Source organism: Gilvimarinus agarilyticus, from assembly GCF_000832015.1.
Lineage (GTDB): Bacteria > Pseudomonadota > Gammaproteobacteria > Pseudomonadales > Cellvibrionaceae > Gilvimarinus > Gilvimarinus agarilyticus.
Window position 1 is genome coordinate 2,519,793 of sequence record NZ_JXCJ01000001.1, and the last position, 26,506, is coordinate 2,546,298.

At 52.5% G+C, this 26,506-nt stretch carries 19 protein-coding genes; 7 read left to right on the forward strand and 12 right to left on the reverse strand.

Annotated elements, in window-relative coordinates; genetic code table 11:
* The first annotated feature begins 5 nt into the window (after positions 1 to 5).
* Positions 6 to 482, forward strand: a complete 477-nt coding sequence (locus SD69_RS10810) for a hypothetical protein (protein WP_041523227.1) — start codon at positions 6 to 8, stop codon at positions 480 to 482.
* 100 nt (positions 483 to 582) lie between these two features.
* Here SD69_RS10810 and SD69_RS18455 read toward each other — a convergent pair whose 3' ends face one another.
* Positions 583 to 2,232 carry a polysaccharide lyase family 7 protein gene (locus SD69_RS18455; protein WP_041523228.1) on the reverse strand — a complete coding sequence of 550 codons (1,650 nt, stop codon included), beginning with the start codon at positions 2,230 to 2,232 and terminating at the stop codon, positions 583 to 585.
* 755 nt (positions 2,233 to 2,987) lie between these two features.
* On the opposite strand from SD69_RS18455, the gene SD69_RS10820 reads away from it, so the two are divergent.
* From SD69_RS10820 to SD69_RS10835, 4 genes are all read left to right on the forward strand, one after another.
* Positions 2,988 to 5,591, forward strand: a complete 2,604-nt coding sequence (locus tag SD69_RS10820) for a glycoside hydrolase family 9 protein (protein WP_041523229.1) — start codon at positions 2,988 to 2,990, stop codon at positions 5,589 to 5,591.
* A gap of 199 nt (positions 5,592 to 5,790) precedes the next feature.
* Positions 5,791 to 6,699, forward strand: coding sequence for a transporter (locus tag SD69_RS10825; RefSeq protein ID WP_052481083.1), 909 nt, complete (start codon positions 5,791 to 5,793; stop codon positions 6,697 to 6,699).
* Positions 6,700 to 6,854: 155 nt separating this feature from the next.
* Positions 6,855 to 7,121: a PepSY domain-containing protein gene (locus SD69_RS10830; RefSeq protein ID WP_041523230.1), complete on the forward strand. Its 267-nt coding sequence runs from the start codon at positions 6,855 to 6,857 to the stop codon at positions 7,119 to 7,121.
* On the forward strand, positions 7,121 to 7,651 hold the full coding sequence (locus SD69_RS10835; protein ID WP_041523231.1) for a cytochrome b/b6 domain-containing protein: 531 nt from the start codon (positions 7,121 to 7,123) through the stop codon (positions 7,649 to 7,651). Before SD69_RS10830 ends, SD69_RS10835 begins: the two co-directional genes overlap by 1 nt.
* A gap of 151 nt (positions 7,652 to 7,802) precedes the next feature.
* On the opposite strand, the gene SD69_RS10840 is transcribed toward SD69_RS10835, so the two are convergent.
* The 3 genes from SD69_RS10840 to SD69_RS10850 form a co-directional block, all read right to left on the reverse strand.
* On the reverse strand, positions 7,803 to 8,489 hold the full coding sequence (locus SD69_RS10840; protein ID WP_041523232.1) for a cysteine hydrolase family protein: 687 nt from the start codon (positions 8,487 to 8,489) through the stop codon (positions 7,803 to 7,805).
* A complete protein-coding gene (locus SD69_RS10845; RefSeq protein ID WP_041523233.1) occupies positions 8,486 to 9,541 on the reverse strand; it encodes a putative urea ABC transporter substrate-binding protein in 1,056 nt (351 codons plus the stop codon). Before SD69_RS10845 ends, SD69_RS10840 begins: the two co-directional genes overlap by 4 nt.
* A gap of 79 nt (positions 9,542 to 9,620) precedes the next feature.
* The gene (locus SD69_RS10850) at positions 9,621 to 10,556 is read right to left on the reverse strand and encodes a LysR family transcriptional regulator (protein WP_041523234.1); all 936 of its coding nucleotides are present in this window, start codon (positions 10,554 to 10,556) and stop codon (positions 9,621 to 9,623) included.
* 372 nt (positions 10,557 to 10,928) lie between these two features.
* Here SD69_RS10850 and SD69_RS10855 point away from each other — a divergent pair, with 372 nt between their 5' ends.
* A complete protein-coding gene (locus tag SD69_RS10855; RefSeq protein WP_041523235.1) occupies positions 10,929 to 12,245 on the forward strand; it encodes a methyl-accepting chemotaxis protein in 1,317 nt (438 codons plus the stop codon).
* Positions 12,246 to 12,323: 78 nt separating this feature from the next.
* On the opposite strand, the gene SD69_RS10860 is transcribed toward SD69_RS10855, so the two are convergent.
* The 5 genes from SD69_RS10860 to uvrA form a co-directional block, all read right to left on the reverse strand.
* Entirely contained in the window at positions 12,324 to 12,668 is a 345-nt protein-coding gene (locus SD69_RS10860; protein WP_041523236.1) for a DUF6122 family protein, read from the reverse strand.
* A gap of 217 nt (positions 12,669 to 12,885) precedes the next feature.
* The gene (locus SD69_RS10865; protein WP_041523237.1) at positions 12,886 to 13,434 is read right to left on the reverse strand and encodes a hypothetical protein; all 549 of its coding nucleotides are present in this window, start codon (positions 13,432 to 13,434) and stop codon (positions 12,886 to 12,888) included.
* Positions 13,435 to 14,050: 616 nt separating this feature from the next.
* A complete protein-coding gene (locus tag SD69_RS10870; RefSeq protein WP_041523238.1) occupies positions 14,051 to 14,353 on the reverse strand; it encodes a DUF2004 domain-containing protein in 303 nt (100 codons plus the stop codon).
* Positions 14,354 to 14,474: 121 nt separating this feature from the next.
* On the reverse strand, positions 14,475 to 15,182 hold the full coding sequence (locus SD69_RS18785; protein ID WP_157471667.1) for a zinc ribbon domain-containing protein: 708 nt from the start codon (positions 15,180 to 15,182) through the stop codon (positions 14,475 to 14,477).
* Between the two features lie 1,146 nt (positions 15,183 to 16,328).
* Entirely contained in the window at positions 16,329 to 21,917 is a 5,589-nt protein-coding gene (gene uvrA / locus SD69_RS10875) for an excinuclease ABC subunit UvrA (protein ID WP_041523239.1), read from the reverse strand.
* 206 nt (positions 21,918 to 22,123) lie between these two features.
* Between uvrA and SD69_RS10880 the strand changes: the two genes are divergently transcribed.
* Positions 22,124 to 22,675: a YceI family protein gene (locus SD69_RS10880; RefSeq protein ID WP_041524707.1), complete on the forward strand. Its 552-nt coding sequence runs from the start codon at positions 22,124 to 22,126 to the stop codon at positions 22,673 to 22,675.
* A 134-nt stretch (positions 22,676 to 22,809) separates the two neighbouring features.
* Here the strand turns inward: SD69_RS10880 and SD69_RS10885 are convergent, their stop codons facing one another.
* Genes SD69_RS10885 through SD69_RS10895 form a run of 3 tightly spaced genes read right to left on the reverse strand, consistent with a single transcriptional unit; the run spans position 22,810 to position 26,504 of the window.
* The gene (locus tag SD69_RS10885) at positions 22,810 to 23,160 is read right to left on the reverse strand and encodes a PilZ domain-containing protein (protein WP_041523240.1); all 351 of its coding nucleotides are present in this window, start codon (positions 23,158 to 23,160) and stop codon (positions 22,810 to 22,812) included.
* Positions 23,161 to 23,192: 32 nt separating this feature from the next.
* The gene (gene malQ / locus SD69_RS10890; RefSeq protein ID WP_041523241.1) at positions 23,193 to 24,767 is read right to left on the reverse strand and encodes a 4-alpha-glucanotransferase; all 1,575 of its coding nucleotides are present in this window, start codon (positions 24,765 to 24,767) and stop codon (positions 23,193 to 23,195) included.
* Positions 24,768 to 26,504 carry a glycoside hydrolase family 57 protein gene (locus SD69_RS10895; RefSeq protein WP_041523242.1) on the reverse strand — a complete coding sequence of 579 codons (1,737 nt, stop codon included), beginning with the start codon at positions 26,502 to 26,504 and terminating at the stop codon, positions 24,768 to 24,770.
* Positions 26,505 to 26,506: the final 2 nt, after the last annotated feature.

A 26,506-nucleotide genomic window follows, 5' to 3' on the forward strand; every position in this document is an offset into this window, starting at 1 on the left:
TATTAATGGATATTGTTAAGCCTATGCGCTATTTACCAATACTGGCTGTATTGACCCTGGCGGCTTGCAGCAGCGGCCCCAAGCAAAAACCAGCCTTAATTGAACACTTTTCAACCGAGATTCTCGATAATGGCTCTAAACTGTTTGTTTATGAAGCCGTTGCCCAGGCGACTGATAACACTCGCGGTAAAGGCCGAGGTGGCGGCGGCCGTGGCGAGCCTCCTTCAGGTGGCGGACGCGGCGGGCAAGGTCGTAACGGTCCCCAAGACGCTGGCGCGGATAAAGTCGATGATCGCATTAAAGAGATGATTGATAACAAGCTTGCAGAAACGGGATATTGCCGTGAAGGTTATATGTCGTTGGAAGAGTCCGTTAAGCGTGGTCAAATCCTTGTGCGTGGTGAGTGTACCGAGACAGCGACTGAAGAAGACAGAGCTACATTCACGGTTCCTGTGACAGGCTTTAAGCAGCGTATAAACTAACTTAGTAATGTTGAGTTGACTGTTTATTGGTTGGACATAAAAAAGCCCGCCCATGTTTACATGGGCGGGCTTTTTGATACTTATTTTATTTCAAGATAGTTTAGTTTTCGATTCGCTCGTAAACGACATTCGTCATGGTAACGGTTGACTCAGTAATGCCCAGCTCTTCAAAACACTGTGCAAACGAGTCCGAGTCGCCCGACTCTCCACAGTCTTCGCTGTTAGAGGTGTCCTGCGACTGCAGGTAGTTACCGAACTTAAAGTAAGAGGCCGAATCATCTCCTACCGGAATACCAAACGAGTTGCCCATGGCATAAACATGCACATCGCCGTAATCATTGATAACCCGTAAATCGAAGGTGTCGCCGCTTTCGATAGTACCCAGAGCGTACTTTTCTTCGTTACCGCTGGTGTTGCGCAACCGGACATAAACATCAAAGATACCGTTGCCGGCAACGCTGTCGTCAAAACCTGACTCCGATGAATCCGATACGTACAGCTTCATGATGGTGCCGGTGTCGCTCGCGTGATGCTGCGCTACAATGGTTTTGCCACCGTCTGACATCTCGACCTTAATGTCGGCCTCAAACAGCTCGTAGGTGTCGGTCATGGCGATACGCAAGCCCGATTTGATTTTGTACTCGTGACGCCAACCGTTGCCATTAGGCGTGGTGACTTTGGCCTCTAGGGGAACAAAACGCAAGGTGCTGCTGTTCACCAGTGGGTGTGGGTCTTCCCCCTCCAGGTCGAACAAAATCCCGTCGGTGATAGAGTCCGGGATGTCGTTACCTGAGCCACCGCTGCTTGAGCTACTTGAGCTGCTACTAGAGTTACCTGAGCTGCTAGAACTTCCGGAATCGGCATCACCGCAGCCGTAAACATCGGCTTCAAGCAAGCTGTTCCAGTCGTTGGCCGTATTGCCATAACCGGTAATTTTTACGTATCGTGCGGCGACGTCATCGATTTCAAATGATTCGAGATTGGCGCTGCCTTGCGAGTCTACGTTATATAACACTGTGTTCCAGTTGTTACCATTTTCTGACACAGCCACGTCAAACGTTTGAGTGCGCTGGTCGCCTTTAAGCCACGCCGTTTGCAATTGTGTCACGGTACTTAGACCGCCAAGGTCTAGCGTAATAGATTTGCCATCACCCTGAGAGGACCAACGGCTAGACAAACTACCATCGATGGCATTGTCGGGGCCATTGCCATCGTGCGAGCCATCGTCACTGGCGTCAGTAATGTTTAAATTAATTGGGTTGTTGCAGTTTCCGGCGCCCGCAGAGGAAGACGAAGAAGAGGACGACGAAGAGCTTGTCCCCCCTACTTCCACTAATGAAAAGTCGTCAAAGCGGCCAGTGCCATTATGGTATTTGGCAAATATTTCGGCAGAGGTGTTTGAGCCGGAGTTAAATTCAATTTCTATTTTCTCCCAATCGTCGCTGTCAGAGTCAAGGTCAAATACGGCACCATTTAAGTTGACGCCCACCGTGCCACTATCCAACACGTAGGCAGTAAGACGATAGTTGGTGTTGGCGTTAAGAGACACCTGTTGATCGACCCGTCCGGCACTGCCGGTGATCTTAGCGGAGTTGCTGCCGGAGTAGGCATCCCCTGAAAGTGCCGACGGATCGTCATCAACCCAGCCGTCAAAGCCACTTTCAAAGCCAGGGTTATTAATATTAACGGCTTGGGCCGATGCGGCCAGCATGGATAATACAAAAACAGAGCTACTTGTGATTGTCTTCATCATTTTTCTCCAGTGTAGGTCTAACCCGAAATAAACGCCGTATTTACTTATGGGGTGAATGGCGTCGCGATTGAGTACGGAGTTAGAGCTGTGTGTCATGCTGATATGACATGTAATTTTTCAGCGTTATTATCTTGAAACAAGGCGAGCGACATCAGTCTGAACCTAAGTGTGACGTAAGTCCGGACACTGCAGCGCCACTGGTCTGGAACGCGTTTGTCGCAATACGCGATCAAACTGTGAGCTGACATTACCGTAATGGCGTCCAATATGTAAACCAATAGTTCTGCCGCCAGTGTGACACTGTGCTTAAAATCGAACGATTCTCACGATTTTGGCGCATACAATACTTTTCTGGGTGATATGAGAAGACGTAACCCCGCATTTTTCAGACGACTAATTCGGCGTCTCAAACTTTTTTCGAGTCTTCAGGAGTAGGAATTGCGTTGAACGCTGCAGCCTCTGAGCTTGACTGGCGAGTGATTGAGTCCCTAATCAACGAGAGTCACAAGTCGCTCCCACTGGGTTTGGCTTAATCTTGCGCGACAAAAATTTACAAAACCTGAAGTAATCTCTGGCTATCAAACATGGCGCCTCACCTTGTCCGGTATGGCCTGCCTCCGGTTTTGCTTAAAAATAACTCACAGTCGCAAACCCGGGTATTTTGCGCTATTGTTACCACCGCTAATGGTCACATTGAATATAAGGCGGGGTTTGTAGCAAACCAAGCCACACCATAACAATAGGAGATACCCATGTACGTTCCATTTAGCTGGCGGCCACTGGCCGCTGCAGTAGCCGGGGCAACCCTGCTGGCCGCCTGCGCCCATAACCCCAGCAACACTACGCAAAACTCTTTAACGCTGAACGAAAAAGAGTACTTCGACTCGGCCGCTGTGGATGTGTTTGCGTTTTCCAGTAAGCCCGGTGGGCTGTTTTTTGACTCCAAAACCGCGGGCATAGAGATTGTCCAGCACGGTGAGCGAACCGCCACCAACGGCGATGTGCGGTTATTGCACACGCCCGAGCAGTGGGATGGCATGGGCCAGTTTGTCTCGCGCGAAGTCGACGAACACAGCGGTACCATTACCACCCAGCTCGCTTACCCTGAGCTGGATTTCAGCTACAGCGTTACGGCCACTGCCCGCGATAACGGCGTGGTGATTAGCGTGTACCTGGACAGCCCGCTGCCCCAGGAGCTTGAGGGAAAAGCCGGTTTTAATATGGAGTTTGTACCCGCCGAATACTGGGACAAAGCCTACCTGGCCGATGGTAAACCGGGGCAGTTTCCCCGCTCGGCCTCCACCACAGACGGTATGATCATGAACGATCAGGGCCTGACCGAGCCCACCGCCTTTGCACAGGGTAAAACACTGGTGCTGGCGCCGGCCGACCCGGAGCGCCGCGTTACCATCCGTAAAACCTTAGGCAGCGAAACCCTGGGTGATGGCGAATTGATGCTGTTTGATGGCCGCACCAAGGCGCAAAACGGCTGGTACGTGGTACGCGATATGATCCCGGCCGGCCGCAGCGGTAAGGTGGTTGAGTGGACCTTGGACATCAGCGCCATCCCCGACTGGGTACGCGACCCTGTGGTGGGTTATTCGCAGGTGGGTTACCACCCGGCGCAACCTAAACGTGCCGTAATAGAGCTAGACCCGAACGACACGCCTGAGGCAACCGTCGAGCTACTTAAAGTGCAAGCCGATGGCAGCACACGCGTCGCTCACAGTGGCAAACCAGAACTCTGGGGCGACTACCTGCGCTACGAGTATGTCACCTTCGATTTCTCAAGTGTGACGGAGCCCGGCTTGTACCAGCTGCGCTACGGTAACCAAACCACCGACACCTTCCCTATCGATTCCGACGTGCTGGCCAAGGTATGGCAGCCTACTCTGGACTTTTTCTTCCCGGTACAAATGGATCACATGCAAGTGCGTGAGGCCTACCGGGTTTGGCATGGCCGCTCACATATGGACGATGCGCTACAAGCACCGCCTAACTACGAGCACTTTGACCTCTATGCCCACGACGGCAACCTGGATACCGACTTTAAACCGTTTGAGCATATCGACGGTTTAAACTACGGCGGCTGGTACGATGCCGGCGACTACGACATCCGCACCCAATCGCAATACCACACCGTGCAGGGCTTAGTGCACGCGGTCGAAGAGTTTGGCATCGAGCGGGATAACACCACCGTTAGCCAAGAGAAAAAGTTTACGCAAATCAACCGCCCCGACGGCAAGCAAGATATGCTGCAGCAAATTGAGCACGGCACTTTGGCGCTCATTGCCCAACACCGCGCTATTGGTCACGCCATTCCCGGTATTGTTGCTGGCCGTTTGTATCAATACCCGCACCTGGGTGACGGCTCGACCAAAACCGATAACATGATCTACGACGCGGCTATGGACCCGCATGCCGATGAGCGTGCCGTAGGCGCCATGTACGACCCCACCACCGTCGACCCGACGGCCGCTGAAGATCCAATGCCCGAAAACGGCACCCACAGTGGCCGCTTTGACGATCGCTGGGCCTTTACCAGCAACACCAGCGCGCTAAATTACGGCTCTGCCGCCGCCCTGGCCGCTGCCAGCCGGGTAATTGGCCCTGTAAATGCGGAGCTGGCCGATGAGAGTTTGGCAACAGCCAAAAAGGTGTGGGAGTACGAGGCAAACCGCGAGCCCAACACCTACCGCTTTGGCAACACCACAGGTGGCAAGCTTGAGGAAGAAAAACTCAAAGCCGCGGTCGAGCTGTTAATCGCCACTAACGACAAACGCTACGCCACGGCGGTTCGTGATTTACTCGACGAGGTGAAAAATAACTTCCGCGGTGAAAACGTCGCGATGCTGGTGTCAGCCATGCCCTATATGGACGACGCCTACGCCGCGACGCTTGAGCAGCTAACCCGTGATTATCGTTCGGGGATTGGTGCTATCGAGGAGGAAAACCCCTACGGCGTACCTATTACGCGCGGCGGTTGGGCCGGCAATGGTTCAGTGATGGGTTTTGGTATCACTAACTACTGGTTGCACAAAGCCTTCCCGAACATCGTCGAGAAAGAGCTGGTGTACCGTAGCTTAAACTACATTTTTGGTACCCACCCCGACTCTAACTACTCGTTTGCCTCGGGCATTGGCTCGCAGTCGCAAACGGCCGCTTACGGCAGTAATCGGGCCGACTTTTCGTATATTCCGGGCGGCGTAGTACCGGGTGTATTGGTGCTAGCGCCCGATCTGCCTGAAAACAAAAGCAACTGGCCATTCTTTTGGGGGCAAAACGAATACGTCATCCCCATGGGTAGCCGTTACCTGTTTTTAACCCATGCGGCGCAAGCATTGTTAGAGCCGTAGTGACCGGCAGCAACAGTAAACGGTCCTGACTCTCGTTGAGTGAGAGCGCTTGCCGACACCCTAACAGGTGTCGGCTTTTTTATGTCGGCACTTTTTGTTTGGTGAAATGAATTGGTCACGCCGCAATACTACTTACAGCTTTTTAATTCAACGCCGGTATCGCTATACTGATTTGATTCTCTCTAGGTAGGATTGACCCATGCGGCGCTCTCTCACGGATGTGTTTTTTGTACTCTTGATTTTAGCGGCGACCGCGACGCCGCAAGCACAAGAGTTGGCCCCACGCGCCTATTGGCCCGCACCAACGGGCACCAATGTGGCCGTTATGAGTTACCAGCACTCGCAAGGCGATGTGTTGGTAGATGCCTCGACGCCTATAGAGGGGGCTGAGGCAACGCTGGACTTTCTTTCTCTGACCTACCTGCGCACCTTTGGGGTGTTTGATCGTACCGCTAGCCTGCAAGTAAATTACCCTTTCGTGCAAGGTGATGCCGAGGCAATGGTTAACGGTGAGTTTAGAGAGCGCTCTATCAGCGCATCGGCCGATGCCCGCGCGCGCTTTGCGATTAACCTGATAGGTGCCCCCAGCATGGACGGCAAAGCGTTTCGGGCGCTGGTGGCCAACCCCGAGCCAATTGTCGGCGCCAGTGTGTTGGTCAGCATCCCCACTGGCGACTATGACGGCGATAAACTGTTTAACGCCGGGAGTAACCGTTGGGCGGTAAAGCCCGCTGTGGGCTTTATTTTACCTATCAGCCACGGTTGGTTGTTTGAGGGCGAAGTGGGCACCTGGTTTTATGAAGACAACGATGATTATCAAGGTAAAACCCGTAGCCAAAAACCTGTGCTGTCGTCTGAGTTTCATCTGGTGCATGTGGTAAAAAACGGCACTTGGTTCTCGCTAGACGCCAACTGGTATCAAGGGGGCGCCGCTACCGTAGGTGATGGGGCTGAGCAAGCTGAACTCAGGAACTCTCGTGCCGGAATCACGCTACTTCACCCGCTAAACCGCCATCACGCCATTCGTTTTGCGGCCAGTACGGCGATAGAGTCAAAAATCGCCGGTGATTTTGACAGCGTTAGTCTGAGTTATATGTATATTTGGTGAACCTTTCCCCGGCTGTATATCAAGCTCGGCCGAGTCGCTCGCTTGTAGCCTGTTGCAATAAACGCATCTCAAAAGTGACAACGGGTGCGATTGAAACTGTCATCGCCATCCGGTAGATTCGCAGGTGGATTATTTACCTAAATGAGGAAAATACTATGCGTATTCTGGCAAGCATCGCTCTGACATTGGCGGCACCACTCGCACTGGCTGGCCCGCAATGCACCGACACAGACCCGTCCGAGTGGCAGGATCAAGAGGCCTTTCAGCAAAACCTGAAAGATCAAGGCTACAAAATCAACGTTTTCAAGGTCACCGACGGCAACTGTTACGAAATCTACGGTTGGAACAAAGCGGGTCAAAAAGTTGAGATCTACTTCCACCCTGTTACCGGTGAGGCCGTTAAAACCGAGATCGACGATTAATGGGTGCCACGGTCAAACTATGGGACCCGCTGGTGCGGCTGTTTCACTGGTCGTTTGCGGGTATCTTCGTCGCCAACTATTGGCTTAACGAAGAAGGTGACGATTGGCACCAATGGTTAGGCTATACCGCTGCCGCTCTGGTAGCGGTGCGCTTTGCGTGGGGCTTTATCGGCCCCCGCGCCGCGCGCTGGTCCGACTTCTTCCCTACCCCGTCACGGCTTAAAGCTCACCTGTGCACACTATTAAACAAGCGTAAGTACCATCGCCTTGGTCACTCCCCACTGGGTGCGGTCGTGATGATCTTAATGATGTTAGGTTTTGTGGGCCTTGCGGTAACGGGCTACATGATGGCCGAGATCGACCGCTACTGGGGCGTACAATGGGTCGAAGACATTCACGGCTATATCGCCAATAGCTTGCTGGCTCTGGTTGTGCTTCATATCCTGGCGGCGATCTACGAGAGCATTCAGCTTAAAGAGAATCTACCGCTGTCCATGGTGACAGGTAACAGAAAGGATCGAGGAGAGTAACCGCGGATTCGGCACCCGGTGTAGCCGTACCCAGTGGCGCTAATCGCCCTCGTTATTGGGTAAACCTGCCTCACCGACTATCACCCTAGGTACGCGTGCGCTTGCCTTCAAAATCCTTCCAGACCAACGCCCCGTGCGTGGCTTGGGGAGCTTACAGCATCTGCATAAGTGCCTCACTCTCACTGTACGCGCCGAAAATACCGCCTTCGTGACTGAGGCTGCTGAGCGTGTGTTGATGCAGTGTTTCATTGGCTGCGCCACAGCAGTCGCTTAGCAGTAAACAGTCAAAACCACGGTCGTTTGCCTCACGCATGGTCGATGACACACAGACGTCTGTGGTCACGCCCAGCAGTATGAGGTTACGAATATTTCCGACACGTAAAATGTGCTCAAAGTCGGTCGCATAAAAGGCACTGTTGCCGGGCTTATCTACGACGATTTCGCCCTTTTGCGGCGCAAAGCCTGGGTAGAAGTCACAACCTTCTTCCCCTCGAACCAGCAATCGGCCCAGTGGCCCCAGTTTACCGACTGGCGAGTTCTGCCGCAGGGCCTTACGGCGTTTGTTATCTTGTAAATCCAGTAATTCGGGACGATGACTTTCTCGCGTATGAATAATCATAAACGGTTGTTGTCGGGCCGCTTGCAAAAACCGCTGAGCCGGCTCTATTGCCTGGCGAAGGTGATCGATGTTCTCGCCTAAGCTGGCAAAATAACCTTCCTGGGCGAGAAAATCCCGCTGCATATCGATTACCACGATGGCGGTGTTTTGCGCGCTCCACTCGCCCGCCAGTGGCCAGGGGTAAGGGGTAGCTTGGGCTACAGTGTCAAAGCCACTCATTCTGCCGCCTCTTGCATCCATTGGGTGGCAAAGCGCAACTTGACGTTATTGTTGCTGCCAATCACCTCACCCGTGCCGGTTTCGATACCGATAAAGCTGGCGTTTGGTGCGCCCTCACCTAACAATCCATGCTCAAATGCAAAGCTTGTAATGTTTTGCATTGTGTTGCCAAACTCCGCCGAGGTCACGTAATCCACACCCTCTTGTGCACTAAAAAACTCAATTGTACTCAGCTGCGAGCGTAAATCCTGGGCGTTTGTATTGAGCTGACCGGCCATGTAGGCGACAAAGCCGTCGTGCTCCGGGTGCTTGGGGTCGAGCATGGCCGTTGTTTCGTACCAGGCGCCGGCAATGGCTTTGCCGAGGTTAGGCTCGCGTTTAAGGGTGTCGGAGTGCACGATTAAGCCATCTACGATCTCACCGCGAATGTCGGCCGAGTCAAATACCACCGTGGTATCATCAAATTGATTAAGAATCTGACTCAGCTGCGGCTTCCAGGTGGCGACAACCTCCGTGCTGTCGTCGGTAAAGATCGAGGCGATGTCCGCATCCGAGGTGTTGACCACCGTCACGTCCTGCTCGCTTAGCCCTACGCTGCCGAGTGCGCGTGCCAGCATATAATGCGAGCCTGACAGCTCCACCAGGTTGACGCGCTTGCCCTTGATATCTTGCAGCGTGGCGTTCTGACCGCGCATCACAATGGCATCGCTACCTACAGAGGTGCTCATGGGAAGCAACACCGTGGTATCCACCCCAGAGGCGGCGGGAATTGTCAGTGCATCGAGCGTGATGGCTACCGAACCGTCAAAGGTTCCGGCGGCAAACTGCGTTTGTGCCTCAATATAATCATTGAGCTGTACGGCTTGTAGGTCAAATCCGTATTTATCTCCCCACTTGGCTAAAATACCGTGATCCTGCGCGTAGCCTAATGGCATGGTGCCCGCGTAAATAGTCCAGGCGATCTTATATTGCTCCTCGGCTTGGGCCAGCGAAGAAGCGGCAAGCACGCTTAATGCGGTATAACGCAGGGGCCGGCAAAACGTCTTAAACATAGTGGATTCCGTCATTCAGTGAGTGTGGAAAACACAGTACGCCCAGCGAAAGGGGTAATAAATGACAAACCTTGCCAGATTACTTGCTATTTTCTGCAAGTTTTGGGTCCAGCAGTAATTCCAGAGCCTCTTTTATAATGCCGCGATTTTTATCCTCCGCCCTGCGGTGAGCGAGGGTCATGGTGGATACCCGCTTAATTTTTGCGGGGAGTATGGGTGTTAAGCGCCCGCTGGCGACAAAGGGGGCCGCATACTGGGCGGGCATAAAGCCGACATAGCGCCCAGAGAGAATCAAAAACGCGATGGCTTCCAGGTTGGCCGTGTAGCTAACATCCGCTAACAAGTCGTACCCGAGACAAGCAATATCCGCCTCGTGCAAAAAGTTTCGCGCGGCAAAGTTCTGTTGCTTTAGGCTCTCCAGCAATTGAGTGTCTGCAACCCCCTGCGCCTGACGTTTGGCCGCGGGGTTGTTGGGCGCGGCGTACAGGTAGTCGACCTCTTCATACAGGGCCCGGTATTCCAGTGCATCCTGATACCGCTCGAAGATTCCCAACGCGATATCGATACGCTTATCGAGCAGATATTTCTCCAGCTCGTAGGGGTTTTTCACATACAGGTCAATGTGCAGGTTTCCCGCAAAGCGGTCACTCAGTTTGGCGATGGCCTGATCCAGACAAAAGCAGCTTTCACCGATAATATTATCGATGACACCAATGGCGAGGCGCCCCGACCCCTGCCCTCCCAAACTTTCCATGCGGTTCTCAAACGAGCGAAACGAGGAAAACAGCTTAAGTGCTTCGTCAGCCACTTGTTGACCTTCACGGGTAAGACTAAACCCCTGCCGCCCGCGTTCACACAGCGTTAACTTTAGCCGAGCCTCCAGTGAGCTCAAGCTGCGGCTGATAACCGAGGCATCTTTGTTGAGCAAAGTCTGAGCATTGGTCACCCCGTTGGCCTCAATAACAGCCAAAAATACCTCTAGCCCCTTGATCATACTGCTATCGATTTTGATCATACGGCGGTCTCTTTAGTCGGGTCGTTTGAGCGGCTTGAATCCAGGGGGCCGAAGGGCCAGTAGCCACAGGCATAGCATTGCGTATACACCCGACACCAATACCCGGTGGCACACCCCAAACGAAAAGCTTATCGTATTTGAAATGGTTGGTAAAAGGGAGCACGTTAAACACGAGTGCCGATCAATTTCTGATCCTCGGTACGCTCTGCCACCAATCAGGGGCTACGCCTGAAATCTATCCGTAAACCCTAAAGCTCTGAGCCCATTGGCCGATACTTGAGATAACAGCTAAGTGAGAGGCGCCACGCACCACGCATCCCCTATGCGCAGGCAGCGCGCTTGTCAGCCGCCACCTTATAACGAGTTATTGCCATGTTTTTTAACAAAAAAGGTCATACGGATAAGATTCAGGAGCTCGAGGAGCAATTAAAGATATTTTCGGATATTCAGAGTGACCTGCAGCAAGAGATGATCAGCTTTTGGCTTGATACTCATGGCACGATTCAAGGTGCAAACCAAAACTTTTATACCGCCACCGGTTATAGCGAGGGCGATATCAAGGGCCGAGCATTAAAAGAGTTGTTGGCGCCCTCTTCTCTTGATAAAGATTACTGTCGACGCATGTTTGATTGTATCTCTGAAGGGCGACATTGGCACGGGGCGGTCCAGGTTGTCAAAAAAAACGGGGATGACGCTTGGCTTAGAAGTATATTTCAACCTAAAACGAAAACGCCTGGGGCGGTATCCGATCTGGTAACTTATTCGACGGAGCTGACCAACACAATTTCTGAGTCGCGTGAACACAAAGATATGCTGCAAGCGCTCAACCGCTCGTCGGCTGTGATTGAGTTTACACTCGATGGGATTATTCTCGATGCCAATGACAACTTTCTACGCTGTGTCGGCTACAGCAAAAGTGACGTTGTAGGTAAGCATCATCGAATGTTTTGCACCAAAGACACAGCGGACTCTGTTGAATATGCCGAGTTTTGGAAACGCTTAGCACGAGGAGAGTTTGTCTCTGACCGATTTCAGCGGGTGGGACGCAATGGCGACACAATTTGGCTCGAAGCCAGTTACAACCCTATTCGGGACGATACAAACAAGTATTATAAAGTGGTTAAATTTGCTACCGATATTACCGAGCAGATGAACCGCGAGGCCGCCATTGCCGAAACCTCGAATATCGCCTACGAGGTTTCGCAAAAAACCGATAGAGATACCGCCGAGGGAATCCGGGTAATCAACTCTACCATTGAGACTATGCAAGGGCTTTCAAACTTAATGCAGGATGCCAGTACCAGCATTAACGATTTGGACACCCAATCCGAGCGGGTTTCGTCGCTGGTTGATAGCATTAAAGGTATTGCCGATCAAACTAACCTATTGGCCCTTAATGCCGCCATCGAGGCGGCTCGCGCCGGCGAGCAAGGCCGGGGCTTCTCGGTAGTGGCAGACGAAGTTCGTCACTTAGCGTTACGCACCAGCGAAGCCACCGAACAGATCATTCAGGTGGTTGCCGAAAACAAACAGCTCACTAAAAAATCGGTGGCACTAATCGAGACCAGCTTGGCGGATGCGCACCGAGCGCTAGAGTCGTCCAGCGAGTCGGGAAGCGTGATGAACGAGATTCAGTCCAGCGCCCGACAAGTTGTGGACGCTGTGAGCGAATTTAAGAAAACCCTCTAGGGTGCCATTCCCATTGAAAGCCAAAGCCGTTTAGCTCTAACCGCGACGCTACTCGGCTGTCCTGGCGGCACGCTTGCGTTAATCAATCAACCCGCTCAACCAGCAATCAATAAAGTCGGTACATAAGTGCCATAAGCAGCCAATGGCCACGGCGCGCCATTTCCAGGAGGGAACGGCCAGCAGGCATCCGTATGCAATGGCAGCCCAAACGGTATGCAGCGGATGAAACCCGATACTGCAACGGTTAGGGTCAAAAATCGGATCGGCCAAAAGGTGATCAACATCGATAACCATCGTCGCCAGCATAATCAGCGCCGCCTTGCCCCAGTTCTCTTTCCAAAATAGCTTAGCGAAAACCACAGGCATCAGCAGATGAAATGAGTAATGGATTATATGTCTGAGCAGGTCGGTGTTGACGTCCATAGGCTGGCTCTTGGGTTACAGTAAAGGTCAGGGAGTGATTTTATTAATGCAAAATCAAAAACTGGGCTCTCGTCAAGATTTCACAACGATTAATGCCATCAGTGGTGTAAACCAATGTTTCCTCTACATTCCATTTTATGGCTCTTTAACAACATGCATGGGGGCAGTTAAACTGCCCCCATATTCTCCGGGCCAAAGCCGACAGGCCCGAAAAAAACTACTGCCCCATTGCCGCGATGTCTTTGGCTAACAGCGTGGCAACTTTCTGAACATCCTTTAACTCGTCCTCTGCCTTCCACTGAAACGCGGCAATTTTCATGTTGGACGCAATACCGTGGGTAACCATGTAAGTACCCATGGAGAAGTTGGCGACTTCTTGATCACCTTTAAAGGCTTTTACCGTATGGCTCACTTTGGGTACATTGAGCGCATTCCCGCCGACGTTATAAACCCGCAGATAGTCAATGTTGATATCCAGCGCGGCGTCCGCTTCGCCTTGGGAGGCGAGCAGTGACCTTTTGTTCAGTTCTTCTCGCAGGGCCTTCTCAAACTGATCACGCATCTGAGCCTCACTGGCAAATTGCGTCTCACCGTCTTCGGCACCGTGACCCAGCGTCAGATTGACATTTACCGACTGCAACTCATATTGGCTTTCACCCTGCGTAAGCGGCGTAGGCTCTACCACATAGTTATACTTTTGCGGGTTGCTAGCGCAACCCACACAGACCGCCAAACAAACGCTCAGCGCAAGTAAAGAACTCTTCATACTATTCCCTTAATGTTATTGTGTATTGTACGTTATCCAGCCGGCGCACCATAAAAAATGAAGTTGCACCGGCAACGCAATTGTAGCAATACTTACCTTGGAAGGAAAAAGTCGTGATAATAAAAATTCAGTGCAGTCAGCGCGTTAAAGTTTCACGGATCAAGACCCGACCCTGAGGCTCTCCAGCGAGTGACGGGTCGATTGCTGCGGCTTGTTATACGCTTCCATTAACGTTGAATCCACCAACATAAAACAGCCACTAGAGAACCTAGAACTAGCCAGTTTAAATAGCGATAGAAGTTACACCACATCAGAGTATTTGAGTCCAGATCATATTCTTTGTATAGACCTAGACCTATAAATCCGAAACTGAAAGATTGCTGTGAAAAGCCGTTCCATAGCAATGGCGGGCTACCCGCATCTTTATATGCTTTGGGGCAACGCTCTTTTAGCTTCAGAATAACGATAGTGTTAAGACTCCAAGACACTATCACAAGCACAAAGACAATCAACCACATTCTCGAATTCCGTTTACGTATAACACCTCAATAACCGGCGCAGATTTTCTGCGTCTAGTCCGCAGGGCGATTTTGCCTTTCCTTGTTAAGTGAATTCGCTAGCTTTCCATTTCAAAGTCTTTGATGTGTCCTTCTTCATCGAAAGACACACGTACTACATAGCCTGAAACGTTATCGGGTAGCGTAAAGTCATAGACTTCTTCGTCTTTCCATTTCGAGTGTAGAACCAATAGACCTATGACTTGCTCACTCGACGGGCTCTCAGTATTCAAGTGCTTTTCCCAGTATGTTCTAGGAAGCTCATCTATATGATGCGAAACAAATTCGTCAATACTGTACTCACCCTGCTCGGTACCTGAAGCTTTTCTGATACCTTCGAGAGCTTTAGCTTCATTGCTCATTCAGCCACCTAACGCTGCTGTATGGGGCATTTTTTGTGTAGTGGAGTTTTGGGGTAAAGTGGCGAAGCCACTCCAAAACGGAGCGTAGCAAAAAATGTCCCTATGACAACCTTGTTATGTTTTACTTTTTGCATTCATTGCGCATCTCAGTGATAGCTTTTGAAGAGCCATTAAGAGAAAACTCAAAATATGTTGGCTGCTCACCATGCCACTGAAGTTCTAGCAATGCTTTACTTGAAGCTGATATTTTTGACAGCGCGGATCTATCTTCGCGAAAGTGAATAAACTTCGCCCCCCAATCTTGAGTTAATTTTACATTTTCTAAAGAGTCGTCCCATTTTATTCTGGTAGATATTAAGTTATATCCATCTTCTGTTTCATCATTTGCCAAATTAGGTGCGCTATTAAAACCAATATAAACCCATTCACTTTTTCCATCACATCCGACTCCGAGCCATGCTTCCACACTATTATAAGGAAACTCCATACGTCGAGTTGGAGATGCTTGTGGGGAGTGTGCAAATGCTTGCAGTTTGCCTGTCATTTCATCCTTCGATGTAAATGACCTCCAAGCCGGTTTTGGCTTTGGTGTCGGCTTTACTTCCGCAGGAACTTTTGCGTTTTGTTCGGCGGATACGTCTTTGTTGTTTGCCGAACTATTTGGAGAGCTTGGTGATTGGCTTACACCGTATACCCCAGTAATAATTAGAATAAGAACCAACCAAGTTACAACAGATGTCTTTTTTGGAGCTTTAGCGCCGCATTTCGGACAAGTTTTGGCTTTCGTACTTACCTTTTCTCCGCACTCTTTACATTTTACTAGTGCCATTTTTACTCCCTAACTTGATTAAACATAACAGCTTTAATGTGCGAGTTGAAAAATGCGTCATGGCAACCTATCTACCCTAGAAAGATTTTACAAAGAGCTTTCAACATCTTCTTTGTTCTCGCAATAATTGGAACTTGGTGCAATTTTCTAAGTTTGTAAAGACGCCGTCTTACTTTTTGGCTGGCAACCTATCACACTTGGTAATATCCCTTAGCTTCGCCTGCCAACGCACTGAATGCTCGAGGTTTTACGCCAATTCCGGCCCTGCTACTTGAAAAACAAAGTGAGCCGGCTCTCTTTATAATCTTTTTGCCTGACCTTTATCACAAGCGCCCCACAATGACAGGGCTTTTTAGTTAGCAGATTTTAATCGGCAGATAGGTACAGCGGAGAGGGGGCGTGTTCGCACATCACTCCTGATGCATTTTTACTCTACCTTTCCGCTGGCCAACCTGCTAATCAAATGAGCTTATGATAAACCCACTGAATCCACGGGACACGTGAGGAAAAGAGTGCCACGGATTACATGGTTTGGCAACCGGGGGTTTTCTGCTAAGGCGGGAACGAAGACTGGGGTTACGGGAAAGGTTGGGTGATGCTGTACAGCCGCACTTATTATCTGGATTATGGTCTTGAGTGACGCGTATCTGTATAGCCTAGGCGCACCAAACCACCAGAATGGCACACTAGGGGCCCCTGCGACTGAGCCGAACGGAGGCCTATTTTTGTGGGTAAGCACGCATGGACGCGTGCGCAAGTATCGTCAGGGCATGGAAGCCCTGTCGATACGGCCCTCAAAAATCGGTCGGAGTGAGGGGACCCGTTAGGGCCAGGCGCCGGGGTGCGTTTCTTGATTACTTCTTGTCGCACAACAAGAAGTAATTCGCCCGCCCGGCGACTGAGGGCACACAAGGCAGTAACCAACCATTGCTACCGTATGAGACCAAAGCACTACGTAGGAGCCAAAGCCACTGGGGCCGGTGTGACGAAAAAAACGGCCGGTGACACTAGCTATGGCCTACGTAGCAACCAAAGCCACTAGATACCGGCTCCAAGCCGGTATGACGGCGGTATTGTGGTGTCTGAGGGCGAGGTACTTCGTAGGCACCTCGTAGCCTACGGCCGGCATAACAAACAACCCAAGGGCTAAGCCCCCTTCAACACCTCCGCCAAATACTTCCCCGTCTCCGAGCGCTTGCGTTTGATCACCGTCGCCGGTGTGCCCTGCGCCACTACTTTACCGCCACCAGAGCCCCCTTCCGGCCCCATATCGATAATCCAATCCGCCTCGGCGACTACATCCAAGTTGTGCTCAATCACCAACACCGAGTTACCGGCATCCACTAAGCGGTGCAATACGTGCAACAGCTTATCGACATCGGCCATGTGCAGGCCGACGGTGGGTTCGTCCAGCACGTACAAATTGTGCTGATTGACGCGGCCTTTGGCGTCCTCGGGGGTCATTTTAGCTTTGGCGAGTTCGGCCACGAGCTTAATGCGCTGGGCTTCGCCGCCGCTGAGTGTGGGGCTTTGCTGGCCCAAGGTTAGGTAGCCCAAGCCCACGTCTTGCAGTAGGCATAACGCGTGATGCACCTTGCTGACGGGTTTAAAAAACTCGGCCGCTTCGTCGATGTTCATGGCGAGTACGTCGCCAATGTGTTTGCCCTTGTAGCGTACGCTTAGGGTTTCATCGTTAAAGCGCCAGCCGTGACAAACGTCGCAGGGTACGCGCACATCGGGTAAAAAATTCATCTCGATTTTTTGCATGCCCTGCCCGCCGCAGCCGTCGCAGCGGCCATCGCCGGCATTAAACGAAAAGCGCGCGGGGGTGTAACCGCGCAAGCGGGCATCGACGGTGCCGGCAAACAGCTTGCGGATTGCATCCCAAATGCCAATGTAAGTGGCGGGACACGAGCGCGGGGTTTTGCCAATGGGGGTTTGATCGACTTCTAAAATACGGTCGATACCCTGCCAGCCGGTAATGGCATCGACGCCCTGCCAGTTATGCGTTTTTTTGCGTTTGTTGTTAATTGCCTGCTTCAGGTTGGGGTACAACACACTGCGTACCAAGGTACTTTTACCGCTGCCGCTGACGCCGGTAATGGCCACCAGCTGGCGCAGCGGCACGGATACCGAGACGTTTTGCAGATTGTTTTGGCAGGCGCCCTCAATACTCAGCGATTCGTTCTCCCACAGCGCGCGCATCTCGGTGTTACGCAGATCCTTCATAGGGTGGCGCAGTGGGTTGGCCAGCATTTGCCCGGTGAGCGACTGCTTGTTCTTCATGAGTTTTGTGACTGTACCCTCACCCACCACAGTACCGCCATTAACACCGGCACGCGGGCCAATATCAATGATATGGTCGGCTTCGCGCATGGTGTCTTCGTCGTGCTCGACTACCAGTACGGTGTTTCCCTGCTGCTGTAATTCACGCAACGTTTGCAGCAGCTTGCGGTTGTCGCGGGTGTGCAAACCAATGGTGGGCTCGTCTAAAACGTAGCAAACCCCTTGCAGGCTGGAGCCTAACTGAGCCGCCAGGCGAATGCGCTGTGCCTCGCCGCCGCTCAGTGTGGGCGCGGCGCGATCAAGCGTTAAATAATTAAGCCCGACTTTTTGCAAAAAGTGCAGCCGGTTTTGCATCTCGCTTAATAAATCGCGGGCGATGGCTTGCTCGTGACTTTTTAGTTTAAGTTTGCTAAACCACTGCTCGGCGTTGTCTACCGGCAAGGCGGCAAGTTCAGCGATGCTTTGATCGCGAAACCGCACCGACAAAGCCGTGGGATTCAAGCGCTGACCATCGCATGCGGGGCAGACTGTATCGGCGCCCTCCTCTTCTGGCTGCCAGGCGCTCTCTTCTCCGGTTTGCTCTTCGTCAAAACCTTTAAGCTTTACACCGGTACCAAAACAGCCGTTGCACCAGCCGTGCTTGGAGTTGTAAGAAAACAACCGGGGATCTAACTCGGGAAACCCGCAGCCACAACTGGGGCATGCGCGCTGGGTAGAAAATAGCCGCTCTCTTGCTTTGCCTTGGGGCGCGGCAATGACGACGCCATTACCCAAACTAAGCGCTTGTTGTAGTGCGTCGGTTAAGGCCGCTTGATTTTTCGGTTCGGTGGTTATGGTGGCTAACGGCAGCTCGATGTCGTGCTCTTTGTAGCGGTCGAGCTTGGGCCAATCATCTGTGGGTTGGTACTCGCCATCGACCCGCAATTGCGGGTAACCCTTCTCAAAGGCCCACTGTGCCAGCTCGCGGTAAATACCTTTGCGGGCTACCACCATGGGCGCCAGCAAAGTAAGCGATTTACCGCGATAGTCTTTTTGTAAGCGTGCCAAGATGGCATCAAGGGTTTGTGGCTCGATGGCGACATCGCAACTGGGGCAGTGCTGTACACCGAGCTTGACGAACATCAGCCGCAGGTAATGATAAATTTCTGTGAGTGTGGCGACGGTACTTTTTCGCCCACCGCGGCTGGTGCGCTGCTCGATGGCCACCGCCGGTGGAATGCCGTAAATGGCATCGACATCCGGCCGTGCGGCTGGTTGCACAAATTGTCTGGCGTACGCATTAAGCGACTCTAAATAGCGGCGCTGGCCCTCGCCAAAAATCAAATCAAACGCCAGAGTGCTTTTACCGCTGCCGCTCACGCCGGAAATAACCGTGAGCTTATCGCGCGGAACAGTTACGTCGATATTTTTTAAGTTGTGCTCGCGCGCGTGGTGCACACTAATCACATTAGCGGCTTTCTTTTTAGGCTTGTGATGGCCGGCTACCGAGAGCGCTGCACCCGAGTTGAGTGTTTTAACATAGTCGCTAAGGGCTTGGGCGGTATAACCTTTGCCGTTTTGCATTACCTGCTGTGGTGTACCTTTGGCGATAAGCTCGCCGCCGGCATCGCCGCCCTCGGGGCCGATGTCGATCATCCAGTCGGCGGCGCGAATGACATCCAGATTGTGCTCGATCACCAGCAGAGAGTGCCCGGCCGATTGCAGTTGCCTAAACGCCTGCATTAGCGTGGCGATATCGGCAAAGTGTAGCCCGGTGGTGGGCTCGTCAAACAAAAATAAAATATGATCGCGCTCTTTAGCCTTGGTGTTGGCCAAATGCCCGGCCAGCTTTAACCGTTGTGCCTCGCCACCACTTAAGGTGGGCACGGCCTGTCCAAGCTGAACATACTCTAGCCCCACATCAGCCAGTGGTTGCAGGCTACGTATTACTTCGGGTTTATCATCAAAAAAGCTTAACGCATCGCTGACAGTCAGTTCCAGCGCATCGGCAATAGAGATGGCGCGGCCGTCTTTGAGCAACTTAACCTCGAGTATCTCATCGCGAAAGCGTTTGCCATTACACTCGGGGCAGCTGAGGTACACGTCGCTTAAAAACTGCATCTCGACATGCTCAAAGCCATTGCCCTGGCAGCTCGGGCAGCGGCCGTTGCCCGAGTTAAAACTAAAAGTGCCGGGCTTGTAGCCCCGCTCTTTGGCCTGCGGCGTGGCGACAAAACACTTACGGATGGCATCATAAGCCCCAACATAAGTCGCCGGGGTCGAGCGCGTGGTTTTACCGATCGGGCTTTGATCGACCATAACCACTTTGTCGATGTGCCCGAGCCCGTTTATGGCTTTGTGAGCACCCGGTGCTTCGGTTTGCTCGCCAAAGTGCTTCAGTAGAGCCGGGTATAAGATTTGTCGCATTAAAGTGGACTTGCCCGAGCCGCTTACGCCGGTTAAGCAGACGAGCTGTCCCAGTGGAATCGAAACATCAATATTTTTTAAATTGTGCTCGCAGGCACCCTGGATATCGAGCGTTTTAGAGTGCAACTGGTTAATAGCTGGCAAATACTGCGGCGCTACTTCTTTAACGCCCTCGGTGTTCTCGGTAACCTCTTTGGCTGTACTACCGGTGACCGCCACCTCTATTTGTTCGCTGCCGTTTAAATAGCGTGCAGTGGTGTTAGTTTTACGCTTAAGCAGTGCGCTAGGCGTGCCAAAAAATTCGATGTTGCCGCCATCGCGACCGGGCTTGGGGCCTATATCTAAAATACGATCGGCGGCCAAAATAACCTGTGGGTCGTGCTCTACCACTAACAGCGAGTTACCGGCATCGCGTAAGCGGTGCAGCACGCTTACGAGCCGGTCGATATCCCGCGGGTGCAAGCCGGTGCTGGGCTCATCTAAAACAAACAAGGTGTTAACCAGCGATGTGCCCAGCGCCGTGGTAAGGTTAATACGCTGCACCTCGCCACCGCTTAAGGTGCGCGATTGGCGATCGAGGGTTAAGTACTCCAGCCCAACCTCGCACAAAAAGCTCAGGCGTGAACGAACCTCCCCCAGCAATAACTCGGTAGCGTCATCGATGGCCGAGCCGCTATCGGCGGTTAATTGATTAAAAAACTCAAGAGCATTGGCCAGCGGCAGCTGCATGGCGTCGGTGATATTAAGGCCCGGCAGAGTGTTAAAGATTTTGTCGGGTAAGCTGGCGCCCACTGGCTTGAAACGGCGGCGGCCGGCCAGCGCTTTTTGCGCCTCGCTAAACGAGCCGATACGCCACCACAGTGACTCGGGTTTGAGACGTGCGCCGTCACACGACTTACAGGGAGTGTAGGCACGATATTTAGAGAGCAGCACGCGAATGTGCATTTTGTAAGCTTTGGATTCTAGCCAGTCAAAAAATTCCCGTACTCCGTACCAAACGCCTTTGCTCCATTCGCCCTCGCCGTCTATTACCCATTGGCGGTCTTGTTCGCTAAGCTCTGCCCATGGGGTTGTGATCGAAATCCCGCGCTTTTTGGCAAATTTGAGTAAGTCGCGCTGTACCTCGGCGTAGCTTGGGGTTTGAATCGGTTTAATGGCGCCGTCTTTTAGGCTTTTGTTTTCATCGGGGATTACCAGGCCCCAATCCACCCCGATAACGCGGCCAAAACCCCGACAAGTGTCGCAGGCGCCGAGGGGGGAGTTAAACGAAAAATGACTGGGCGTTGGTTTGCTGTAGCTGATATCGCAACTGGGGCAGTGGTGATGACTGGAAAAGTGTTTTGGAGTGCCCGCATCGCGGTTCTCGTCCAATGGGTACACCATCACATGGCCTTTGCCGTAGTGCAGCGCGGCCTCAAGGGCCTCGGTTAAGCGGCTACGATTTTCTTCGGTTAAGCGCAGGCGATCTTGCACGACCTCAACCCGGCTGCCCTCGCGGCTGTGAATACGTGCATAGCCCTGCTGGTTAAGTAGCTGCAGCACTTCGTCATCGCTGAGCGCTTCCGGCACAGTTATGGGCAGGCACACCATCAAGCGCTGTTCGTTTGTCCAATTTTTATACAGTGCGCTCAGAATGCTTTGGGGCGTGTCGGTAATAACGGGCTGGCCGCAGCCGGCGCAATAAAGTTGCGCGACCCGGGCAAACAATAGCTTAAGGTAGTCGTTAAGCTCGGTCATGGTGCCCACAGTCGAGCGCGATGTGCGCACTGTGTTGCTCTGCTCGATGGCGATAGCGGGTGGGATACCGTCAATGCTATCGACGGCCGGTTTGTCCATGCGATCTAAAAACTGCCGTGCGTAGGCCGAGAAGGTCTCGACGTAACGCCGTTGGCCCTCGGCGTAGATGGTGTCAAAGGCCAGAGTCGACTTGCCGGAGCCACTGACGCCGGTAACCACCACCATCTCTCCGAGAGGTATATCCAGGTCAAGATTTTTGAGGTTGTTTTGCCGTGCACCGCGGATTTTGATGGCATCGAAGGACATATAGACAGCACCTGAGCGAGAAAAAGACTGAGTAAATATACAGTGTTTTGAGTGGTTATCAAGGATAATACGAATGGCTTTGTGCGCCAGATCACCGAGTGAATTTACTTGATAATCGTTATCAGGCTATTTACCCTAGACCATTAGATTTTTGCTTTATCACTGGAGATATTATGCGCCGCCCTCACCTATTTGCTGGAATTTGTATGGCACCACTTTTGTGGTCTAGCGCCGCTTTTGCACAGTGGACGCTGGAGCCTGCCAGCTCGTCTCTTGCGTTTACCTCGGTAAAAAACCAAACCATCGCCGAACACCACAGCGCCAAGCAGTTTACCGCTAGCGTGAGTGACGCCGGCGCTCTGACAGGCTCGGTCGATTTGACGCAGCTGGATACCAATATTGAAGTACGGGACGAGCGCTTGCGCACCATGTTGTTTGAAACCGAGCAATTTAGCTCGGCCACCATAACCGGCAACATTGACCCGGCATTGCTAACGGCCAAAACTGGCTCTGTAACAACAATCGAGACAACTCTTAACCTGACTTTACACGGCAAAACTCAATCGTTGCCGGCTAAGCTGAGCGTGGCGCGATTGGATGAGTCGCAGCTGCTGGTATCAACGCTTACTCCCATTATGGTGAACGCCGCCGATTTTGCATTGGCAGAGGGCGTTGAGAAGCTGCGTGAAGTTGCCGGCTTAAGCAGCATTGCGGTGAGCGTACCGGTTACCGGTGTGTGGTTGTTTCAAAAAGATTAATTACAACCTAACGGTTACGGCCACAAACGGATTGTGACACACCGTTTTGGCCATCGGGCGGCAACGGCAGTAATGCGGTTGCCGTTTTTGATTGTGCGTAGCGCGGCCGCTGCTTACATTCTCAAGGGTATTCGTTAACCCAATCGGCGCTGCGGCTGAGCGGGCTGCTGGGCTTGTTTTAGTATCTCGATAAAGTTAAGCGCGCCCGGGGTGGGCAGTTGGTGAGCCTCAAGCTCTAACGCAATAAAGTGTTGCCCTTTGCGTACCACTCGCCCTTCAAACACAAATGTGTAGGCGTTGCCGTCAATATCGCATAGGGCTATATCAACGGCAATTAACTGGTGCAGCGCGTAGCCGTGATCGTTGGCCTCAATATAAAACCCCAGTGTACTGCAATTGCGTAAGCGGCCTTTGCATTGTTGCTTGTTACGACCCAGGTGAACCTTTAGGTCAGTACTGATACGTGGGCTACAGCGGTGTTCCATTAATATATCCTCTCGGTGTTAAAGGCCGTTGGTTAGGGATGCATAAACTCCAATGTGGGTAGCGGGTCGCCGGTGCGATCGAAGCGGTTAATCTCGCGGGCGATTTCGGATGCGAGCTGCTCGCTCAGGGCTGTGCTATCGAGCTGCCAAGACCAGTTGTTTTCGCAGGTGCCGGGCGTATTTATTCGGGCTTCGGCGCCAAGCGCCAGCCAATCTTGCATAGGCACAATTGCCATCCGCGCCACCGAGCGCAGCGCGGCTTTAATTAGCGTCCAGTGGTTTAATTGTGCCGCGCTAACAGAAAAGTACTCGGCAATGTGTCGCTGTTGTTCGGCGTTTAAGGAGCCTAACCAACCGCAGGTGGTGTCGTTGTCGTGGGTGCCCGTGTAAACAATATTAATAGGCTCGCAATGATGCGGTGCATTAATATTTTTGGGCTCGCCATCTAACCCAAACTGCAACACCAGCATACCCGGCAGCGCAAAGCCTGTGCGTAACTGCTCTACTTCGGCAGTGATTAACCCCAGGTTTTCGGCCACGATGGGCAGCTCGTCAAACTCTTTAAACAGTGCTGTTAATAGTGCTTCCCCCGGCGCCTCCACCCACTGTCCGGCTCTGGCATCGATACTGCCGGCGGGAATCTCCCAGTAAGCACAGAGGCCACGAAAATGATCGATACGAATTAAATCGAATTGATCGAGCTGGCGGCGCACGCGGTTCTTCCACCAACTAAAGCCGTCTGCCTGCATGGTTTGCCAATGATAATGGGGGTTGCCCCAGTGTTGACCGGTAGCCGAAAAATAATCGGGTGGTACGCCGGCAACACTTGTGGGGTTGCCCTCCGGGTCGAGTAAAAATTGGTCGGGGTTGGCCCACACATCGACGCTGTCGTTGGCGACAAAAATGGGAATATCGCCAAACAATGCAATACCCAGCTGTTGCGCATGGCGACGCACTTGGCACCACTGCGAGTAAAACGCAAACTGCTCGAACTGTGCTTGAAAAATATCATCGGCACACTGCTGGCGAATATCGGCCAAAGCTTTTTGAGAGCGTAAGCGCAGCGGCTTGGGCCACTGGTGCCAACTCGCGCCTTGGTGCAATGTACGGATGGCGTAAAACAACGCAAAGTCGTCGAGCCAATAGTGTTGCTCTGCTATAAAGGTTGCAAAATCTTTGCTCACGTTGTGCCCGGCGCTTGAGGCAATAAAACTTTTAAAACCTTGGCAGGCGACTCGGCGTAACTGGGCAAGCTCGGTTTTATTTATGGCGCTGCTTTCGGAATCAAGCGTTAACCTGGCCGAGTTAACCCAGCCCCATTGGCATAAACGGTTAAGGCAAATTAAATCGGGGTTGCCTGCCAGTGCCGACCAGGAATGATAAGGCGAGCCGTCATCATGAGTGGGGCCTGTCGGTAACATTTGCCACACATTAAGATTGGCGCGACTCAAAAAATTGAGGTACTGCTCGGCACTGGAACCCAAGTTGCCCGAGCACGGCGTGCGACCGTTTATCGCCGGTGCCGGCAGTGAACTTGGGTGCAATAAGACGCCGGCGGTACGCCGGTTAAAGATTGCCGCCGGTTGATAACGTGGCTTGGCCGCCATTTATTGGTGCCCCTGCCGCATAACGCCGCCATTGGCTGGCGCCCCGCTGCCGATACTAATGGGCGTATTCAGCGACTCTGGCGGCACAAGGCCTAAACTGGTGTAGAGGTTGCTAATGTGCTGACGAAACAAGCGATCAAAGTCGCGCACACTGTCCGATGGGTTGTAGTCACCAAACCACCAAAACCAATCGGAGCCTTCACAAAGCGCCAACTGCAAACTGGCTTCGTTTACTTGCTCGTCGTTTAGCTTTCCACTCGACACAACGTGATCGTAGGCGCGCTTGGCTTCACACAGGATATCCCAGGCGTGGTTTTTTTCGCTGTCGCCAATCCAGGTCGAGAAGGTGCCATATACCCAGCTGCCAGCGCACAAATGCTCAAGGCTTATGGGGTTTGTGGTGGCGGCATCGCTCTCGGGGTGCAATACTTCCGAGTAGGTTCTGGTCACCAGAAACGGATGCTCTTCTATCTTTTTATAGAGTGCATCGATAAAGTACCACGCGTTTTCGGGGTAGTATTCCCAGGCGTTCTCCCCGTCCATCACAATCGAAATCACAGTGTGGTTGTCTTTAGGTGCGGCTTTGGCAATATTCTCCAGGTGGTGAACAAAATCACCCACGGCATCGTCGGCGTGCCAGTTGGCGTATTCAAAACCAATCTTGTCTGAAAGGCCATCGTCCCTGAAAAACACCTTTACCCCATCCTGCCCAACCTGAAATGCTGTGTGGCGACTATTAGGGTCATGTTTAATGCGCTCGCTGGCCTCGTGGTTACCATCGCCCCGCAAACTGTTGAACAGCACCGAATCACCGGTAGCGCTCCACTCGATACCATGCTCCCCCAGCAAACGCAGCGTCGCATCACTCAATGCGCCCTCAGAGGCCCAGCAGCCTTTTGGCGCGGTACCAAAGTGCTTTTTAAACACCGCTAACCCGTGACGCATTTGCCAGTGCGCGCGCTCCTCACCGCCGGGGTACTCGGGCGATTCGGGCAGCGGGGCGGCGGGCATGGCATCGCGGGTACTGTTTAAGTCCAGCAGTAAGGGCAATATAGGGTGGGCATAGGGGCTGGTAATAAGCTCGGCCTGGCCCGACTCGGCAAGTTTTTTGTGGCGCGGAATAATACCACTAATGGCGCTGTAAATTATCTGCAGTAAATCGCGACAGTGCTCGGCCGTGTAATTAAACGCCTGTTGTTGCAACGCCTCGACTGTAGGGTTGTCACGCCTAATAGTTTCGCCCAGCCAGCCTAAGTGGTACCAAACGCACATGTCTGTCAGATACTGCTGGTTAAAATAGCGATCGCCGCCCGCAATGGTTATCGAGTTGTCGTACAAGCTCATTAACTGCTGGTAAGGTTCAAACCGCTCGATGATACGCTCGCGGTTGGCCCGGGTGCATTTTTGCAATAACTCGGCAAACCGCTCGCTGCCCGGTTCGGGCCGCTCGGCGGTGGTGAGCAGGCCTAGTAATGGGTCCGTGACCGGATCACCTTTGCTGAGGTAGGCGTTTAGCTGTTGGTCGTAATCCGCCAGTTGCTCGATCAAAATGGGCACGTAGTTAAACACCGCTTTGGTGCCGGGGTTATTCTCCAAGTGCCCGGCCATGTCGGTGTAATCTTTAATGGCGTGTAAGTAAGTCCAGGGAAAGTAGTACTCCCCGGTGAGGCAATCGCGGTAATCCGGCTGGTGCATGTGCCATAAAAATACGACGGATGTTTCGGGTACAGCGGTCATGA

Coding starts and splice junctions, on each gene's coding strand:
- SD69_RS10810 (WP_041523227.1), top strand. CDS start 6: ATGGATATTGTTAAGCCTATGCGCTATTTACCAATACTGGCTGTATTG.
- SD69_RS18455 (WP_041523228.1), bottom strand. CDS start 2,232: ATGAAGACAATCACAAGTAGCTCTGTTTTTGTATTATCCATGCTGGCC.
- SD69_RS10820 (WP_041523229.1), top strand. CDS start 2,988: ATGTACGTTCCATTTAGCTGGCGGCCACTGGCCGCTGCAGTAGCCGGG.
- SD69_RS10825 (WP_052481083.1), top strand. CDS start 5,791: ATGCGGCGCTCTCTCACGGATGTGTTTTTTGTACTCTTGATTTTAGCG.
- SD69_RS10830 (WP_041523230.1), top strand. CDS start 6,855: ATGCGTATTCTGGCAAGCATCGCTCTGACATTGGCGGCACCACTCGCA.
- SD69_RS10835 (WP_041523231.1), top strand. CDS start 7,121: ATGGGTGCCACGGTCAAACTATGGGACCCGCTGGTGCGGCTGTTTCAC.
- SD69_RS10840 (WP_041523232.1), bottom strand. CDS start 8,489: ATGAGTGGCTTTGACACTGTAGCCCAAGCTACCCCTTACCCCTGGCCA.
- SD69_RS10845 (WP_041523233.1), bottom strand. CDS start 9,541: ATGTTTAAGACGTTTTGCCGGCCCCTGCGTTATACCGCATTAAGCGTG.
- SD69_RS10850 (WP_041523234.1), bottom strand. CDS start 10,556: ATGATCAAAATCGATAGCAGTATGATCAAGGGGCTAGAGGTATTTTTG.
- SD69_RS10855 (WP_041523235.1), top strand. CDS start 10,929: ATGTTTTTTAACAAAAAAGGTCATACGGATAAGATTCAGGAGCTCGAG.
- SD69_RS10860 (WP_041523236.1), bottom strand. CDS start 12,668: ATGGACGTCAACACCGACCTGCTCAGACATATAATCCATTACTCATTT.
- SD69_RS10865 (WP_041523237.1), bottom strand. CDS start 13,434: ATGAAGAGTTCTTTACTTGCGCTGAGCGTTTGTTTGGCGGTCTGTGTG.
- SD69_RS10870 (WP_041523238.1), bottom strand. CDS start 14,353: ATGAGCAATGAAGCTAAAGCTCTCGAAGGTATCAGAAAAGCTTCAGGT.
- SD69_RS18785 (WP_157471667.1), bottom strand. CDS start 15,182: ATGGCACTAGTAAAATGTAAAGAGTGCGGAGAAAAGGTAAGTACGAAA.
- uvrA (WP_041523239.1), bottom strand. CDS start 21,917: ATGTCCTTCGATGCCATCAAAATCCGCGGTGCACGGCAAAACAACCTC.
- SD69_RS10880 (WP_041524707.1), top strand. CDS start 22,124: ATGGCACCACTTTTGTGGTCTAGCGCCGCTTTTGCACAGTGGACGCTG.
- SD69_RS10885 (WP_041523240.1), bottom strand. CDS start 23,160: ATGGAACACCGCTGTAGCCCACGTATCAGTACTGACCTAAAGGTTCAC.
- malQ (WP_041523241.1), bottom strand. CDS start 24,767: ATGGCGGCCAAGCCACGTTATCAACCGGCGGCAATCTTTAACCGGCGT.
- SD69_RS10895 (WP_041523242.1), bottom strand. CDS start 26,504: ATGACCGCTGTACCCGAAACATCCGTCGTATTTTTATGGCACATGCAC.